Annotated in this window: 17 protein-coding genes; all 17 read right to left on the reverse strand. The window is 39.9% G+C overall.

Features of this window, described 5'->3' with window-relative positions:
- Window positions 1-95: 95 nt before the first annotated feature.
- On the reverse strand, window positions 96-686 hold the full coding sequence (locus DWX84_RS20400; RefSeq protein WP_005865723.1) for a sugar transferase: 591 nt from the start codon (window positions 684-686) through the stop codon (window positions 96-98).
- A gap of 15 nt (window positions 687-701) precedes the next feature.
- Window positions 702-1901 carry a DegT/DnrJ/EryC1/StrS aminotransferase family protein gene (locus DWX84_RS20405; protein ID WP_005865721.1) on the reverse strand — a complete coding sequence of 400 codons (1200 nt, stop codon included), beginning with the start codon at window positions 1899-1901 and terminating at the stop codon, window positions 702-704.
- Window positions 1902-1941: 40 nt separating this feature from the next.
- A complete protein-coding gene (locus tag DWX84_RS20410; protein ID WP_005865719.1) occupies window positions 1942-2952 on the reverse strand; it encodes a glycosyltransferase family 2 protein in 1011 nt (336 codons plus the stop codon).
- A gap of 3 nt (window positions 2953-2955) precedes the next feature.
- The gene (locus tag DWX84_RS20415) at window positions 2956-4221 is read right to left on the reverse strand and encodes a nucleotide sugar dehydrogenase (RefSeq protein ID WP_005865716.1); all 1266 of its coding nucleotides are present in this window, start codon (window positions 4219-4221) and stop codon (window positions 2956-2958) included.
- Between the two features lie 193 nt (window positions 4222-4414).
- Window positions 4415-5569 (reverse strand): hypothetical protein, encoded by a 1155-nt coding sequence (locus tag DWX84_RS20420; RefSeq protein ID WP_008777798.1) that lies wholly within the window; start codon window positions 5567-5569, stop codon window positions 4415-4417.
- Between the two features lie 31 nt (window positions 5570-5600).
- Window positions 5601-6779, reverse strand: a complete 1179-nt coding sequence (locus DWX84_RS20425; protein ID WP_224202082.1) for a hypothetical protein — start codon at window positions 6777-6779, stop codon at window positions 5601-5603.
- A 52-nt stretch (window positions 6780-6831) separates the two neighbouring features.
- Window positions 6832-8133, reverse strand: a complete 1302-nt coding sequence (locus DWX84_RS20430; RefSeq protein ID WP_048928755.1) for a polysaccharide biosynthesis protein — start codon at window positions 8131-8133, stop codon at window positions 6832-6834.
- 174 nt (window positions 8134-8307) lie between these two features.
- Entirely contained in the window at window positions 8308-9357 is a 1050-nt protein-coding gene (locus DWX84_RS20435; RefSeq protein WP_005865707.1) for a nucleotidyltransferase family protein, read from the reverse strand.
- Entirely contained in the window at window positions 9354-10052 is a 699-nt protein-coding gene (locus DWX84_RS20440) for a cytidylyltransferase domain-containing protein (RefSeq protein WP_005865705.1), read from the reverse strand. The genes DWX84_RS20435 and DWX84_RS20440 overlap by 4 nt, the downstream gene beginning before the upstream one ends.
- A 1-nt stretch (window position 10053) precedes the next feature.
- Window positions 10054-11208, reverse strand: a complete 1155-nt coding sequence (gene neuC / locus DWX84_RS20445; RefSeq protein ID WP_005865703.1) for a UDP-N-acetylglucosamine 2-epimerase — start codon at window positions 11206-11208, stop codon at window positions 10054-10056.
- On the reverse strand, window positions 11205-12212 hold the full coding sequence (neuB, locus tag DWX84_RS20450; protein WP_005865701.1) for an N-acetylneuraminate synthase: 1008 nt from the start codon (window positions 12210-12212) through the stop codon (window positions 11205-11207). Before neuB ends, neuC begins: the two co-directional genes overlap by 4 nt.
- Window positions 12213-12216: 4 nt before the next feature.
- Window positions 12217-12840 (reverse strand): transferase, encoded by a 624-nt coding sequence (locus DWX84_RS20455; protein ID WP_005865699.1) that lies wholly within the window; start codon window positions 12838-12840, stop codon window positions 12217-12219.
- Window positions 12831-13688 carry a methionyl-tRNA formyltransferase gene (locus tag DWX84_RS20460; RefSeq protein ID WP_005865697.1) on the reverse strand — a complete coding sequence of 286 codons (858 nt, stop codon included), beginning with the start codon at window positions 13686-13688 and terminating at the stop codon, window positions 12831-12833. The genes DWX84_RS20455 and DWX84_RS20460 overlap by 10 nt, the downstream gene beginning before the upstream one ends.
- Window positions 13685-14332 carry a PIG-L deacetylase family protein gene (locus DWX84_RS20465; protein WP_005865695.1) on the reverse strand — a complete coding sequence of 216 codons (648 nt, stop codon included), beginning with the start codon at window positions 14330-14332 and terminating at the stop codon, window positions 13685-13687. Before DWX84_RS20465 ends, DWX84_RS20460 begins: the two co-directional genes overlap by 4 nt.
- Window positions 14333-14361: 29 nt before the next feature.
- A complete protein-coding gene (locus tag DWX84_RS20470) occupies window positions 14362-15510 on the reverse strand; it encodes a LegC family aminotransferase (RefSeq protein WP_005865693.1) in 1149 nt (382 codons plus the stop codon).
- Between the two features lie 11 nt (window positions 15511-15521).
- Entirely contained in the window at window positions 15522-16730 is a 1209-nt protein-coding gene (locus DWX84_RS20475) for a polysaccharide biosynthesis protein (RefSeq protein WP_122377614.1), read from the reverse strand.
- Window positions 16731-16798: 68 nt separating this feature from the next.
- A partial coding sequence (locus DWX84_RS20480; RefSeq protein ID WP_122377613.1) for a polysaccharide biosynthesis tyrosine autokinase occupies window positions 16799-17830 on the reverse strand: 1032 nt, incomplete at its 5' end.

Raw genomic sequence — 17830 nt, forward strand, 5'->3', positions numbered from 1 at the left:
AAGTACCAGGTAGATAGTCGAGAAAAAGGATCCCTCATATCAATTCTTGTTTATGTAGTTACACGAATAATCTATAGAATAAAAGCTCTTTTGGGCTATTCCGATACAATAGCTCTAAATGTTTGAAATATCAATCTTATATCGAAAGTAAAGGAATGTCTGGCAACATATTCCAGATTAATACGCAATTTATCTGGCATTATTACTTCAACATAATACTTATCAGGATCATTAACCCGCTCAAGAAGTTCATTCTCATTTCGATACCGAATAGAAGCCAAATCTGTAATGCCCGGCCTAACATCCAACACATGCATTTGTTCTTCCGTATACATATCAACATACTTACGAACTTCCGGACGAGGACCAACCAAACTCATATCCCCTTTAAACACATTAATCAATTGAGGAAATTCATCCAATTTGTATTTACGGATATAATAGCCGGACCGAGTAATCCGAGGATCATGTCCACCCACTGTAATAAGCCCTTTCTTATCTGAACCCACACGCATGCTACGGAATTTAAATAGCTGAAAATCCATATTATTACGCCCTACACGAACTTGCTTATAAAAGACAGGACCGATAGAATCACACTTAATCCAAATTGCCAAAATGACAAATAGAGGACTAAGCAAGATAAGCCCTATCCCGCTCGCTACAATATCAAATATACGTTTCAAATCGTTTGGATTATTTTATTGGGAAATAATATCAACAAAATTAGAAATCACATACTCCACATCCTCATCCGTAAGACTGGTGTGTAAGGGTAAAGTAATCTCATTATGGTATTGGTTGTAAGCATTCGGATAATCTGCGATATCAAAGCCTAACGCCTTATAAGCAGTCATCATGGGTAACGGTTTATAATGTACATTACAAGCGATTCCCCGTTCTGCCATTTTGATGATAATCTCATTCCTTTGTTCGATACTCTTATCCAATAACCGCACCAAATACAAATGTCCGCTGGAAATATGGTCCCCATTCAAATGATTCAGTGTTTGCGTACGATAAGTAGCTAACGCCTCATTATAACGGCGGATGATCTCCTGTCGTCTGGAAAGCATTCCCGCATAACGCTCGAATTGAGCCATACCGATAGCGGCCATGATATCCGTCATATTACATTTATAATAAGGAGCCACGATATCATATTCCCAAGCACCCAGCCGAGTCTTCGCTAAAGCGTCCTTATTTTGACCATGCAATGACAATAGCTGAAATTGCTTATACAAAGTCTCATCATCCACACCTAAAACCGTACGCCAAGTCAAAGCCCCCCCTTCCGCCGTTGTTAAATTCTTTACTGCATGAAAGGAAAAAGAGGTAAAATCTGCCACCCCACCACACATCTTTCCATGCCATTGAGCACCAAAGGCATGTGCCGAATCCGCTAATACAATGACCCTACCAAACGCTTTCTGGATCTCATTCGCAGATTTGAATAAATGCCGTTTACTCTCTACTGCCTCATAAATCCGGTCATAATCACACATAACCCCGCCAAGATCCACAGGGATCACTACTTTTGTATTAGGGGTTATAGCCTTCGCCAATTTATCATAATCCATCTCAAAAGAATCCGGAGCTGTATCCACCATCACCACCTTCGCCCCGACATGGCAAGTCACGCTAGCAGTGGCCGTATAGGTATAAGCACTAGTGATCACCTCATCGCCCGCCCCAACTCCTAATACCCGCAATATTGATTCCATGCAAGCCGTAGCCGAATTCAAGCATACAGCTCTATTCGTATGGCAATAAGTGGCTATCTTACGCTCAAACTCTTTAGTACGAGGTCCTGTCGTGATCCAACCGGAATTCAAGGCATCGCACACTCCATTAATTTCAGCCTCCGACATATCTGGAGGCGAGAAAAGTATCTTTTTCATAAAATGAATGATTAATAAATACAATCTCAATAAGACCCAATCATTGTCGTTGCGCATTAATGCGCCTCACATACGACTTAGCAGTAAATAAAGAAACAAGCATTCCACAGCCATTCGATAGATGCAACGTAGCAAACCCCAACAATAAATATAATATATTAAGATGTTTCCGTATTGCTATACAGAAACTTACCCCACCTATCATTAGCAAATAGGCCAATAAAGACAAACCTCCAATACCCATAAAAGGCCCCCAAAGTAAAGAAGCAAACAGAGGAACTATCAATGACAACACAAAAATCATAGGAATATAATGCCGTAACGCTAAAGAGTTGCTATTCCCTGTAAACAGAACCGTACGAATACCCCATAAGCCATTCTTATAATTTTGAATCCACAATTTTTTGAATGATTCGCGAGCATAATACGTACAATTACTATCAGGAACGATAAATATACGTCCACTACCTTTTCTTATACGATAATTTAGCTCAAAGTCTTGATTACGAATTAATCGTTCATCATACATTCCAAATCGCTCAAATGTATCTCGTCGATAGCAACCAAATGGAACAGTATCCACCTTCATCACTTTATCAACACCTGTACGGAACACAGAATTTCCCACACCAAACTTGTTGCTTAAGACTTCACGTATAGCCAATGTCTTTGGGGTTTTATTCAACACGTCTGTTTTGCAAACCACCCCTACATTATCAGCGTCTAATTCTACAATTCGCCCAATCAACGCCGAGAAATAATTTGTCGGATAACTAGCGTGGGCATCCAAACGGATAATAATATCCCCCTTCGATGCCTTTATGCCTATATTCATGGCGCAAGGTACTATCCGCTTCGGGTTGTCAAACAATTTGATGAATGGATATTCATTGGAATAGTTAACTACAATACAACGAGTATCATCTGTACTCATTCCATCCACAAACAATATCTCCAAATCATCCTTTGGATAATCCTGTGCAAGAATCGACTCAACACACTGGCCGATATACTTCTCTTCGTTGTATATAGGACAAATTACTGATAACATATCTTACAATCTCCCGTCAATAAACTCTTTCGGCAAAATACCTTTCACATCATAAAGCACGCTGTTCGCTTTACCCAAAGAAGTCATATCCATCTCCAAAAACTCATTGTGAGCAACAGCGAGGATAACAGCGTCATAACTATCTGAAGGTAACATATTTACCACTGTCACACCATATTCGTGTTTCACAGCTTCCACGTTGGCGTGCGGATCAAACACAGTGATATTGTCCGTGTACTCATGCAATGTCGTGTAAATATCCACTACCTTTGTGTTACGGATATCAGGGCAGTTTTCCTTAAAAGTAATACCTAGGATCAAAATCTTCGCATCCTTCACCATCACCCCCTTCAAGTTCATATGCTTGATAACTTGATGCGCCACATATTCTCCCATACCATCGTTTAAACGGCGAGCGGATGACATCACACGTGGTAATACTCCGTAAACTTGTGCTTTCTGTATCAAATAATAAGGATCCACACTGATGCAATGACCACCCACTAAACCAGGTTTCAATTTAATAAAGTTCCACTTAGACGCAGCAGCCTCAATCACCTCGTTAGTATCAATACCCATAGCATTAAAAATCTTCGCCAATTCATTCATGAAAGCTATATTCACGTCTCGTTGTGAATTCTCAATGATCTTAGAGGCTTCTGCCACTTTGATAGAGGAAGCTTTATGAGTACCATTCACCAGCACTGCATTATAAACTCCATCTACAATATCAGCTATTTCAGGAGTAGATCCTGATGTAACCTTTTTAATTTTCTCAACCGTATGAAGCTTATCGCCCGGGTTAATTCGCTCCGGCGAGTATCCCGCGAAAAAATCCTTATTAAACTTTAAACCACTCACTTTCTCCACAACAGGCAAGCACTCCTCCTCGGTCACACCCGGATAAACCGTAGACTCATAGACCACAATGTCACCTTTCGAAATCACTTTACCAACCGTCTCGCTAGCGCCCCAAAGCGGTTTCAAGTCCGGACGATTATTCTCATCCACCGGTGTAGGCACAGCCACCACATAAAAATTGCAGTCTTCAACTTTCTTCAGATCGGTAGTACAAATAAAATCATGATTCCGGATAGCGTCTTGAAGCAGTTCGTCACTCACCTCAAATGTGGCATCATGTCCTGCCATGAGCGCATCTACACGGGCTTGGTTCATGTCAAAACCAACAGTCTCAAACTTAGTGGAAAACAAGCGTGCCAACGGCAAGCCAACATAACCGAGTCCGATTACGCAAATCTTTCTTTTCATTATTCTATGAAACTTTATATGGATTAGAGAATACGACAAAAGCCAGACACCAAGCCCACATAGCCAGTGCCTACAATCGCAATATTCATAAAATTAGAAGATTATAAAATTTATTGAGAGACAATCCCATAAATAAAATTGCCATCTATTCGAAAAAAACTTCCGCAGATAGACAATGAGGAAGAATTAAAAACTACTTTTTAATCAACTCGGACAATAAAGGCAATTTTTTGTGTATCATGATATACTTAAACTCCTCCAGTTTTTTCACCTCGCTAGGATAGGTCACATCATCAATGATTACATTTTTCCCACAATGATAAGCTTGATTAAGGACTGTTGTATATAAACCAATAGCCGTATCCATATTGGAAATGGAATCAAGGATTGATACCTTCTCTGGATATTCCACATTTTCCTTACCTACTATCTGTTTTACCAATTCCCTATCACTATAGCGAGGATGAAGACGATACTTCACCTTTCGCCCATGCATTAGTAAGGATTGCAAGCTATTCGAAATACTGACTAATTGTTCTTTTGTCTGAGAGGTAAGAAAATACTTGTAATATGCATAACAGCCTTCATTCACATGTTTCGCACAATTAATTTTCATAGAAGGAGGAAGAGCAATGATGAATTGGGAGGGAGCAGCGTTCATTGAGATAAAAAGATCTCTATAATACGCATCCCACACATAACAACGATCATAGCGAAAATAAGAATCTCTTATATAATACATCTTTTCACCATGCATAACATTAATATGCAATACATTTCTCGTCTCACAATAGGCTGTCAGAATGGAACTAGTGAAAGAATACTCGTTATGGACAACAATTGCTTTCGATTGATACTTAGTAATCATAAAGCTGTAACCAGCCACCTTTATAGTTACTTTCAATAAAAAATAGCAGTATAACGGATATCGAAGAAAAACATGTAGCAGAAAACAAATATCCGCAAAAGATAGGCACGAACCTAACAACCATACATCATTAGAGATTCTAAATTCGGAGTTTAGTTCATCAGGCACTATTTCCTCAAATCTCTTAAAATCCCCCAATGCTTCTAAGTTTGAAGAACAAGAAGTATAAAAAAAAGATTTCAACCACAAATAAAAAACACTAAAAGGGATCAGAAAAGCCGCAACGATATTTAATAATACCGTTTTCCAGCATGGCGAAAAGAATGATTGACAACGATATTGTAAATAAGAACGATCGATATCATCGTTGGGGATTGGTAACGACGATAAATAACGATTTTGATTTTCAACAGACAAATCAAATAGGACTTTATCTAGTTTAGAAAATTCGCCCAACAAAAAAATAAGTATTTTATTCATTATTATGTCACATAAATTGTCAAACCACTAACTATTTGTTTAGGCTAGATCCTTTTAATACATATTTGATTAACATATATGTACCAAACAAATAGACTAAAGAGGTAAATCCAAAAAAATATGATAAGAAACAACCAGAAGTACTATTCAACCAACCCAAACACAAGGATGTAAAAAAAACAGAAACTATAACATTTTTAAGAAGATAGTCTTTTTTTCTTGTTTTAAAAACCCAAATCGATATTTTGTATAACACAAATGCGAATATCAAAGATGCTATAAAATAAAATTTACGACCAAACCAATAGACAGCCTCTCCAAAAGAGGTAATAGTCAAATTCACTACTCCATCAATTGCACCTTGCGCATTTCCATAATATAAATAAGTAATATAACGAGGTAAAGAGAACTTCAAAAATTCTACACTATGCCTATCTACATCAAATAAGAAAGAGATAATTCTTTCGCCTAATCCAATTAAAAGGGACATATAGGCTTGAGGATCTCCAGTTGGAAATTTATCCCATACACAAAGAGTCCCCATATTCGACAAAGAAGTAGCCCTATAGATATTATAACTAACTGATTGCGCAAACGACATATTCATCTGAAACATTCCCACAATAACTATAGACAAAGCCCCGAAAAGAACAAAAGTAACTAAATACCTTTTTTTCAAGAATCCGCCACATTGTAAAATTACAGGCAGAAACATCATTACAATATTTGCTTTTCCTCCCGCCATAATTGCGACCAAAATACCACAAATAACAACTATAACATATTGTCTGTTTATTTTTTTAGAATGATCATAAATATAGAAATACAAAACTGTAGAAAGAGACAAGAGAGCTGGCATCCCAAATCTACCTACATAAGTAGTTAATGGCCCCCAAACTCCTATAGAAGACCGTACAATACCTCTATCCACACCGCTAAGAATCATATGACCTTGAAAACTAAACTGAAAAAGCACAAATAAAACAGCTACACAAGCAACTTTTTCGAACAACTTTTCAGGAATATACAAATCACCGTTATTAACTTTTTCCCAAAAATATCCTTTTTGCTTAATTTTCATGTAAGCAAGTAAAAGACCTACATACATAATACAAATATGAATAAGATTTGCATTTTTCAGATGCTCTAAACCATATATCGAATTTTGATCTTCAACCAATATGCCTACAACAGGAAGGAATGTAAACATAAAAATCATTAGAAAGTATATCAAGAATTGCATAATATATTATATAATTTAGTCAAACCGAATTCCATTTTTTATCCAGATTACAAACAAACACACTAACAATCAGCTGAATAAAATACTGTAACCCCTGTGCATAAAAAAAGGAGTTGAGCATATCAAACGAAAAATACAAAAAGGCATAAAATGAAATCAGGAAGAAGAAAGAACTTAAAATCGTCATATAGAACATTACGGTTTGATATTCCCTAATCATCATATGCAACTTGAATAAAACCGAATATAGGCTGAACAACAAAACAAATAAAGAGATGACATATGACTGATAATATGATATATAAACCTCATTAAATATTCCTAATATAAACTTTCCGGTTAGTACTAAGACAACAAATAAGACTACAAACACTAAAGCTAAAGCAATGGACACTTTTTTAAATTTATTAAAATACTCCCTATACTCACCTTTCATATTCAACAAAGTCACAATAGGCGTAAACGCTTGGTAAAAATAAGTAGGAAGTACCTGAATTGCATATCTGATAGTCAAAATCACAGATAGTCCTCCAACCAAAGCATAAGAACCACGCTTAGCAATTTCCGCTTGTGCAAACCAGAGAAGAGGAGCCTCTACAAACGACATCAAGAAAACAGGAATAATTATTTTCTTTAAGCAGGCTTTCTGACTCGTTAGTTCCTCTACTTTCACTAAATAATGAACACTCTTATTATATTTAGAAACCACCAATAACCCTATTACCGAAAAGAATAAATAATATATGAGTAAAGCATAGATTGCCCCATTACTTCTACCCCAATAAGTACCCGCTATTATCACCACGAAATAAAATGCACTCAACAATAACTCGTACTCCCCTACTAGCCTAAATTGTTTAAATCCCCTCAGCATCGCACTCAACAAGGGTTGAAGCATAAATACCGGAAGAAACAAACCTGTAAGCTTTATGAAATAGGTTACATTCCCACTTCCACCAACAACAGATCGTATAGCATTAGTTGGAGAAATTAAAATTGAGGCACCGATCAAAAGACTTATTCCTACTGTGAAAAGGAAAAGAATATAGAGCTTTTTAAGAGATTCCTTTGAAAGCATTGCTTCTGCCGCAAATTTGACAGCCAACCCCGAGAAATTAGTTGCGCAGATCAACAAAACAGTGCTTAATGTATTTCTTATGAAACTAAACTCGCCAAATTCATCTTGAGTTAGCACATTTGAACAGTATAAAGTTGTCAATACAATTAACAATTTAGAAAGAGCACTCCAAAATGTTGTTGTAGCAAAGCCTTTGAGCAACTCTGAAGCTCGGACTCTATTTGCTATACTTAGTAGATACATAAAAACAACTAATTACATAATATGTATGGGTCAAAACTTCACTATAAGTTTATAAATATCCATAATCAAAAAAACTTCAAGAACTCTCCATTTCCTTTCAGGAGAATAATCGACAGTCTTAATTTACTTTTGACTTGTATTCAGAACCTCATACAAAAATAAACATCTAACTTTTCACCCTTTCATATGTCTTACCAAATCTTTCGCCTTCTGATACTCTTGCGGATTTCCTATATCGATCCACGTACCATTTATCGGGTAGCGGATAATGGATTTACCTATACGAACGAGATCATCAATAAGATCGGTGGCATTATAAAAAGTATCCTCGGGAATAAGTTCTAGCAGTTCACGCTTAATCAAATAAATACCCGCATTCGCATAGTAATTATAAGTCGGCTTCTCTATCATGCCTTTCAACGCTCGTCCTTCCAGATCCATGATACCATACGGAACGCTCACCGTATAAGGTACAGCAGCTACACTCATATCCGCATTATTCTGCTTGAAATGTAAATAGAAATCCTCGTAGTCTATATCTGTAAAGAGATCGCTATTCATCACTAAGATAGTATCATTATGGAACTGTTCTACAAACCGAATAGATCCCATCGTTCCCAAATATTTGGGTTCGCAAACTGTATTCACCTTCACACCTTGAATAGGTTCGGCAAAATGATCTTCCAATTGTTCTTTTAGATAATTCACAGTAACATAAATATGTTCCAGTCCAAAAGAGATGAGCCTTTCTATATTACGGTCTATAATAGCTTTATTACCAACAGGAAGTAAAGGCTTCGGTATTTTCTCAGTCAAAGGACGCAAACGTTCACCCTTTCCACCTGCCATAAGAACAGCATCAATAGGTAAAATCGAATGTATCTCCCTAAGATTGTATATCTTAACAAGATGATTATTCTCATCCAAAAGAGGAACAACCGTGATATTACGTTTACGATATGCATTAATTGTTAATGTGTGGTCGTTTTCGTCAGTTTTCAGGAAAGCAAACTCTGTTTTCATAACATCACATACATTAGCAGAAGGCTCCAGACCACGTAATAAAGCACGACGAATATCACCATCTGTTAATGTTCCGATGACTTGTTCTTTGCGATTTTGTACAAAGACAACCATAGCCTGCCCAGATAGTTTATCAAGCTTAGCAAGTGCTGACAAAATAGTGTCGTCTTGTTTTACACATTGATGTTCGAAAAAGGTCATTCTAGTACTACTATTTTATTTTTAATCATATATTCTGCCATCATCCAATCCATCATGGTATCTAAGTCTATTGAGTGCTCTCTATCCATAACATATTTCACTCTCTTTGTGAATTTATTGAGAGGCATTGCTTTTAGGCTAGCAGTATTGATAATATAAATTGCACCATTGTATTCATATACAGGAGGACAGTCTTGACGACGAGTATAAAGCCCATCACCCTTACTTATATGGAGCATACCTTGAGCATCATCTTCAAAGCAAAGATAATAAGGATTCGAATCCGTTTCTTTCACGCTAACTACCATGTCAAGATTCTTTGTATATAGTTTAAACGCCTCTTCAATATGTTTACTCATACGAAATGGAGATGTTACCTGCAATAACAAAACTACATCAAAAATCTCACCTCTTTTCTCATAAAAATTGAGAGCATGAAGCAGTACTTCATATGTTCCGGCTGTATCTGTCGCAAGTTCCGCTGGACGTTTAAACGGAACATGAAGCCCATACTTTTCTACAATTTCAATAATTTTATCATCATCAGTTGTCACACAAATGTGAGTATCATCAACTACCGAGCGTGCAGCATCAATTGTATAACCTATAAGAGGCTTACCTCCTAAAAGTTTAATATTCTTTCCAGGAATACCTTTACTCCCTCCCCGAGCAGGTATAATCACCAATATATTCATCTTACAAATTATAAAATGATTTCTGTAAAAAGGTATCAAGTGAATATGTAGAGATTACTTTAAAAATACTCTCTGCCGTACCCTCTTTCTCATATGGATTTGTAGTCGTTTTACAAAAAGCACGAAAATTAGGAGATAGGACTTTTTGTAATCCCTTAACGATAGACGCTTCATCCGATGCAACATCTACAACAGAAGCTCCCCTTGTACGACCTTTTTGACGATCACCAATATTTAATGTCGGAATGTGAGCTGAAGGGACTTCGAGCAATCCGCTCGATGAATTTCCAACAACCGCTGTCACATACCCCAATGCCGATAAATAACGTCTTACCCCCAAAGACTTGAAGCAACGACATCGTTCTTCATTCCGGACACAATACGCTTCTATGGCCGATCGTATTTCCTCTCCTCCTTGGTCGGAATTTGGCATAGTAAACAAAACCTTCAAACTTGAAAAAGAATCCAATGCCTTCAATAAATCAGAAATTTCATCTTTAGGAATACGATTTCCTAATGTTACCGGATGATATGTTACCAACACGGACAAACCTTCAAATTTGAAATTCAAAGAGTCTTCCAACTCTAACTTGCGCATCAATGGAACTTTCTTAAGATTTTCCACACCCATCGCTCCTACATAAAACACCCTCTCAGGTTGTTCTCCTAGTTGTATGACACGCCTCCGGTATTCCTCTGTAGAGGTAAAATGCAGCGAGCTCATTTTCGTGATGGAGTGGCGGATGCTATCATCCATGGCCCCCTCGCTGATCTCACCCCCATGCAGGTGAGCGATGGGGATACGTTGCAACATGGCAACGGTAGCTACCACTAACATCTCGTAGCGATCACCCAATATCACAACCATATCCGGACATAACTCACGAAGAGCTTCATTCATTCCGTTCATTTCTTCAGCCATAGAAGCAATTACCCCATAAGCGTCATCGGTAGTCTTTCGCATCAACACCTTTGCATCAATACGGAAACCATCCTTTTCTATCTCTTGATACGTATTTCCATATTCGGGAAGCAAATGCATATTGGTCGCTACGACTTGCAACTGACAATCCTCCGACTCGTCAATCAAGCGCATCAATCTGCTCAAAAGTCCATATTCTGCACGGGTTCCCGTGACCACACAAATCTTTCTCATAACTCGATCAGCTCATCTTCATTATAATCACGGATAGCGATCGTACCAACAATCTCCTCCCACCGCATAGGGTTGAGGCCTGTCCCCGGCCGTTTAACCGTAAGATTCTTTTCCGAAAATATCTCTCCTTTTCGAATCGGACAGGCAGCGACTATGCTCTTTCGAGCTATAGCGATATTCTTGCCTTCTGATGCGGTAACTTTCTTCTCTCCATCACCCAAGGCCTTCTCTATGTTTCGGATAGAATCAACCATCGCTTTCAAGTCATTCGGTGCTAGCGATGCTTTATGATCCGGACCTGGTAAATTACGATCTAAGGTAAAATGCTTCTCTATTACCTCAGCACCAAGAGCGACTGCAGCGATAGGCACCTCTATGCCTTTAGTGTGGTCGGAATATCCAACCTTAACACCAAGCTCTTCCTTTATAGTAAGCATCGCACGGAGATTTACATCCTCGAAAGGAGTAGGATACTCGGTGTTACAATGAAGTACGATGATCTGTTCTTTCTGCACACCAAACTTTGTAAGTACATCGATAGCCGCCTCTATCTCTCCCGTAGTACTCATACCCGTGGAGAGAATTACAGGCTGATGAAAACCTGCAATCTTCTTCAAGTATGGATAGTTTGTGATCTCACCCGAGGGAATCTTCCAAAGTCCCAGATGAAGGGACGCCAAGAAATCCACACTATCAAAATCGAAAGCGGTAGAGAAGAACCCTACACCCTTCTGCACACAATATTCGATCAATTCAAAATGCTGTTCGGATGAAAATTCCAACTTCTTAAGCATGGCGTATTGAGAATTGTCGTTATCGTCCATATTCCGTTGCTGATATTCAGCTTTCACGGCATATTTTGTTACAAGGTTTTCCGCTTTAAAGGTCTGAAACTTCACATAATCCACACCAGCATCGGCAGCGACATCAATAAGTCCTTTGGCCATATCAATAGAGCCGTTGTGGTTAACACCAGCTTCGGCAATGATAAGAGTATGATTCATTATTTTATCTTATTTTTCTACAAGGATTTCCCAAATAGACTCCTGGTTCAACAATACTACGGACAACAACACTCCCCATACCAATCGTCACATTTTCCGTTATTTCAATTCCATCACGTATAATAACACCAGCTCCCACCAATACATTATCACCTATGCAAGTATCGCCACAGACAATGGCTCCAGGACCAACAAAGACATTATTACCTAAGATACAACCATGCTCTATCACTGCTTTAGTATTAATAACACTATTTTGTGCCAATATGGCTCCATTGACAATAGCGCCTTCCATAAGAGCACATCCCCCCGCTATTTTTGAGGAAGAAGTAACCAATGCACTACGAGCAATGATGGTATAAGACTCATATCCTTCATATTGCTGAATAATTCGACTGCGAAGAGATAAATTTACATCATTAGTATAAACAACAGCGTGATGGACTCTATATTCTTCTGGGGAGAAATTAGACAAAACAAACTCATCGTTTCCTAAATAAGGTAAAATCAACTTCTTTGACTCTATATTGTCAACATATCCAGCTATCTCTATAGATGTGTCCATTGCTTCCAATACCGATAAAGCATGACCACCTCCACCTATTATGATGAGTTTTTTCATTTCCATTCATATTCTGTTAAACGTAAATAAGCATCACGTGTTTTTACAATCAAAGTGTTGTCGTAACATTGAGCCACTATCGTTCCAGGTTTTGTATCAACAGGAAAAGGGAATGAAGATATAATTTCTGATTTCCATACTAACATCGTTTTATCATCAAATTTGGTAGTTGCACCTGGATAAGGATGCGAAATGGCACGTATCTTATTATATATCTCAACACTATTACGATCCCATTTTATAATCGAGTCATCAGCACTGCGTAAACGGCGAAAACTACCCACTGATAGATCTTGTTTCACTCCTTTCAAAAAACCTTTTCGCAAAAGAGGAAAATAAGCCCGAATGAGGTTTAGACTTGCTGCATCTACCTTATCCAATATATCATTTATATAATCATTTGAAGCTATTGCGATAGTTTCTTGCGCCAAAATGTCTCCCCCATCAGGATAATCTGAATATTTAAACATTGTGAGAGAAGTTTCTGTATATCCATCCTCTATCTGCCAAGCAAGTACCGAACGACCACGATCGAACGGAAGCTTAGCAGGATGAAAACCGATAACCCCCATTCGAGGGATCGAGAGTATCTCATTAGGTATAAGTTCAGACCAACCTGCTACTATAATTAAATCCGGAGCCAAATCTTTGATAGCATGAATACAATCCTTAACGGTATTTTTTTTCCTGAATTTTGGGCCATCACCCAATATGGTGTGACGAGCTCCTTGATATGTATCTGAGTAGGTAATAACCAAAGAGATATTAACATATCTGTTTTTATTCAGATAATCATAAATGATCTTACCATTACTCAATCCTCCTATAAAGATTACCGAAAGTTGATCTTTCATCTTACAATTGTTTTAATAGACATAAAAGCTTCAGCATATTCTGCATTGATCAAAGTTCCACGATATCGATTAAGAGCCTCTATGGCACTCTGGTTACGGGTCATAGGATAAGGCAACAATTCAGATCCAAACATCTTTAATATCTCAATCTTCTTAATAAACACCTCAGAGATATCAATAAAATAATTTGGAGAAAAAGTATTCTCACCAAGAATAGGAGCAAAATCTGTTTCAGAGATCACTTCACACATAAGTATCTGCTCAATAAATGGATAGCGGAAATTTTTCGAACAGGCCATGATTGCACTAAAGACAGCCCGATGATCGGAATGGGCATCTGAACGATTGGGAATATACAGCACTTGGGCTTGAACGATCGATACTATCTTAGATAAAGCCTCTATCAGCTCATTCAGCATCTCATGTAAATGAAGTTCTTTAAAATCCAAGGTGATTATGCTGGTAAAACCATACAATGCATTGATATTATCTATCAATTGCCTCTGATAGATATTTCCACCCGTAATGAAAACACAGTGAACCTCATCTCCTTGCCCCAAATGTTTCAAAATACTCCCCCCGCATCCTAATGTCTCATCATCGGGATGTACTGAAATAACCAGCACTTTCTTTTTTTCTTTCATATTTATATAATTCTACTGGAAATTCTTTTTCACAATCTTACACTACTCGGTATATTCACTACCCGATCCGCAAACCAGATGGTGTTCTCCAATCCATCATTCTCGTATTTCTCAAACATAGGCAAGCGATTCATCAATTCCCAAATGGGGCGTGTCATAACACCATGGTCATTGGTATATTCCAAAAATTTGTATTGCGCCGCTTTATCTTTCATGATGACCACATTCAACCAATAATTGGAATAACTATCCTCCGGCTCCTCGAAGAAATCAATATCCGGTATATCCTTAAAGAAGTCCGCATATTCTTGAGCCACTTTCCGCTTGCTGGCCACAAACTCATCCAAATGCTCCAACTGGGCGCAACCCAAAGCCGCATTGATATTCGGCATACGATAGTTATAACCGATATGATCATGGCGGAACTCCCAGCGGTGAGGGACCTTTGCCTGAGTCGTGATGTGCTTGGCCAGCTTACCCATTTCCTCGTCTTGGAATAACATCATCCCACCGCCTCCGGTCGTAATGGTCTTGTTCCCGTTGAAACTAATGGCCCCAACCTTACCGAAGATACCGGTATGTCGTCTCTTATAAAGGCTTCCGATACTTTCCGCCGCATCTTCCACCAGTTCTATATGCCACTCTTGGCAAACATCCACCAACTCATCCAGCTTAACCGGATGTCCGAAAGTATGCATGGGAACACATGCTTTCACCCGTCTGCCCGTACGCTTGTTATGACAAACACCATTCTTTAACTCAGCGTTCTTCTCTAACCAAACTCGCAACGCTAGAGGAGAAAGTCCCATCGTCTCCCGATCCACGTCAATAAAAACAGGATGAGCGCCGATATAGCTTAGCGCATTACAAGTGGCTACGAAGGTCAAGGCTTGGGTAAGCACCTCGTCATCCCGCTCAACCCCGACAAGAAGCAAAGACATATGGAGAGCGTTCGTTCCACTGACACAGACCACTGCTTTCTTAGCCCCTGTATAACGGGCCATCTCCTCCTCGAAACGGTCTACGAATTTGCCAACGCTTGAGACAAATGTCGTATCAATACATTCGTTCAGGTATTTCTTCTCATTACCTATGAACTTAGGCACACTCAAGGGAACGAACTCCGAGCTGCCATACATCTCGTGGATAAAGTCCACGACTCTCGCATAATCAGACATATCTTGATTCCTTACATTTTTTGATCCAGATTCTTTCCCTTCTCCTCATGTTCGAAATGAGGGATGAAGCGTTGGATAGCCTTCACGACCTCCTCTTTCGTGAAAGAGGGACTGGCGAAGATGGATTCCAATTCAACGAAGAACGCATCGATCTCCTTCAACGGCCGTTTTTGTACCTCCTCTATAACTCCAAGGCTGCTAAAGCGATCCATGTTCAATCTCTCGCCCGGGACATAGAATTCCTCGTATGCCTTTTCACCGGTCGTATCCGAGCCAAAATAAACGACAGGATATTCCTTATTGTCGAATGGCATATCCGCAGCAAAGTGCTTTGCTTCTTCATCCGAAGAAAAGACTTTCTTTTGACATCCCATTGACTCGACATACTTATCGCATATGGAAGAGAAAGTTAGCATCTGCTCCTCCCCCAGTTTCGGGAAAAAGATCTCACCATTACGGCCAAGGACACAGGCTAACATACAAATCTGGCCGGATTCCTCTGGCGAGACGAAATAACGCTTCACGTCATTCGGAGCTGCGAGAGGCTGTTTCTTCATGACACGGTGTATCCATCCATTGGGCAATGAGCCATTCGAAAAAGCGACATTCGCAAAACGGGCGGTAGTGACCTTAAACCTCGAGGTATAGGCCATTATCATATCTTCCATAATCCGTTTACTCGCTCCCATGATGTTCACAGGGTTTGCGGCCTTGTCAGTCGAGACACAAAAGAAATGCTTGGGAGGGTAAACGGAGAGAATATCAAGAAAGCGTTTTGCTTTTATATCATTGTTCTCAATGAGTGCTTGCACACTGTATTTATCTTTCTCGCTACGCACATGCTTGTGTGCCGAGAAATTCGCCACTATGTCAAATCCCTTCTCCTCACGGAAAATACGCTCAAAGATAGGATCGGCAAAACTCAACGTATAAGTTCGATATTCTTCCGGAACATACATTCCTTCAGTGCTACGAAGATCGCGGGTAAGTTCCGCTAGTCCATTCTCATTCAAATCCACCACCACCAATTTGGAAGGCTTGAAAGGGAGCATCGCTTTTATAAAAGATGAACCGATAGACCCAGCTCCTCCTATCACTAAAAGACTTTTTCCTTCAATCTCTTTTGAAAGAGTCTCTCTATTATTCTCAATATCGGCGGCAAACATACTTTCCGCACGATGAGTTACGTTGTCCGCTATAAAATTACCTAGGTTTAGCATCATGATATATATATGTAAACGTCCGAAAATTGTTATTTTTATGATTAGTTATAAAGGGTACAGTACTACTATTTTCTTGAGGATGCCTCGAAACCGTAACCATAGCCGTAGCCATAACCGTATCCCTTGCCGTAGCCGTATTTCTTGCCGTAACCGTAGCCGTAGCTGTTCTTGCGCTTGCTCATGTCAAGGCCGTTGATGACCGTCGCGAGCTTCGGGAACTTACGCTCACGCCGTAACACGTTGATGTAGCTGAAACCGGCCTTCGGTGTCACGTCCGCACGGCAGACGTACACGCACATGTCAGCCACACGGCCGATGATCGCCGTATCCGTAACCATGCCGATAGGGGCCGTATCCAAGATGACATAGTCGTACCGTTCCTTCAACCGGGCGATAGCCCTCTCCAGCACGTCACGGGCGACCAGCTCAGTCGGGTTCGGGGGGATGGGACCGCCCGGGAGGATATCGAGGTTAGGGCTGATATCGGATCGCTGGACCATGTCGAACAACTCCACGTGATCCGGGTCGCTAAGGTAGTTCGTGATGCCCTCCATCTTACGGGAGATATTGAACACCTTGTTCAGGCCCGGCTTGCGGATGTCCATGCCGACCACCACCACCCTCTTGCCCAAGTAAGCCAAGCTCACCGCCAAGTTGCCAGCGACGAAAGACTTGCCCTCGCCCGGTTGCGTGGAGCTGAAAAGGATCACACGCTCGTCCTTGCCTAGCATGAACAAGAGGTTCGTGCGCAACCCCCGGAACATCTCCTCCATCAGGTCGTTCTTGTTCTCACGCACCACGATCGAGCCCTCACCCGTCTTCTTGACCAACGGGAGCTCCGCCAAAATAGCCACGCCCGTGATCGCCTCAACGTCCTCACGGTTCTCGATCTTGTATTTCAACAGGTCATGAAGGTAGACAATGCCCACCGGGATCGCCAGGCCCAAGATCAACGCCGCAAGCATGAAGACCATCCTCTTCGGGGCGACAGGCGCCATATCGGCGAGCGGCTCCTCGATGATACGGCCGTTGTTCGCCGTGGCAGCCAGCGTGATGGCGTTCTCCTCGCGCTTCTGCAACAGCATGACGTACAACGT

Origin of the sequence: Parabacteroides sp. AF21-43 (genome assembly GCF_003635435.1) — a bacterium.
Taxonomy (GTDB): Bacteria; Bacteroidota; Bacteroidia; order Bacteroidales; family Tannerellaceae; genus Parabacteroides; species Parabacteroides distasonis.

Coding starts and splice junctions, on each gene's coding strand:
- DWX84_RS20460 (WP_005865697.1), bottom strand. CDS start 13,688: ATGAAAGATCAACTTTCGGTAATCTTTATAGGAGGATTGAGTAATGGT.
- DWX84_RS20420 (WP_008777798.1), bottom strand. CDS start 5,569: ATGAATAAAATACTTATTTTTTTGTTGGGCGAATTTTCTAAACTAGAT.
- neuC (WP_005865703.1), bottom strand. CDS start 11,208: ATGAGAAAGATTTGTGTGGTCACGGGAACCCGTGCAGAATATGGACTT.
- DWX84_RS20415 (WP_005865716.1), bottom strand. CDS start 4,221: ATGAAAAGAAAGATTTGCGTAATCGGACTCGGTTATGTTGGCTTGCCG.
- DWX84_RS20430 (WP_048928755.1), bottom strand. CDS start 8,133: ATGTATCTACTAAGTATAGCAAATAGAGTCCGAGCTTCAGAGTTGCTC.
- DWX84_RS20435 (WP_005865707.1), bottom strand. CDS start 9,357: ATGACCTTTTTCGAACATCAATGTGTAAAACAAGACGACACTATTTTG.
- DWX84_RS20475 (WP_122377614.1), bottom strand. CDS start 16,730: ATGCTAAACCTAGGTAATTTTATAGCGGACAACGTAACTCATCGTGCG.
- DWX84_RS20410 (WP_005865719.1), bottom strand. CDS start 2,952: ATGTTATCAGTAATTTGTCCTATATACAACGAAGAGAAGTATATCGGC.
- DWX84_RS20470 (WP_005865693.1), bottom strand. CDS start 15,510: ATGTCTGATTATGCGAGAGTCGTGGACTTTATCCACGAGATGTATGGC.
- DWX84_RS20465 (WP_005865695.1), bottom strand. CDS start 14,332: ATGAAAGAAAAAAAGAAAGTGCTGGTTATTTCAGTACATCCCGATGAT.
- DWX84_RS20405 (WP_005865721.1), bottom strand. CDS start 1,901: ATGAAAAAGATACTTTTCTCGCCTCCAGATATGTCGGAGGCTGAAATT.
- DWX84_RS20455 (WP_005865699.1), bottom strand. CDS start 12,840: ATGGAAATGAAAAAACTCATCATAATAGGTGGAGGTGGTCATGCTTTA.
- DWX84_RS20425 (WP_224202082.1), bottom strand. CDS start 6,779: ATGTTTACATTCCTTCCTGTTGTAGGCATATTGGTTGAAGATCAAAAT.
- DWX84_RS20440 (WP_005865705.1), bottom strand. CDS start 10,052: ATGAATATATTGGTGATTATACCTGCTCGGGGAGGGAGTAAAGGTATT.
- neuB (WP_005865701.1), bottom strand. CDS start 12,212: ATGAATCATACTCTTATCATTGCCGAAGCTGGTGTTAACCACAACGGC.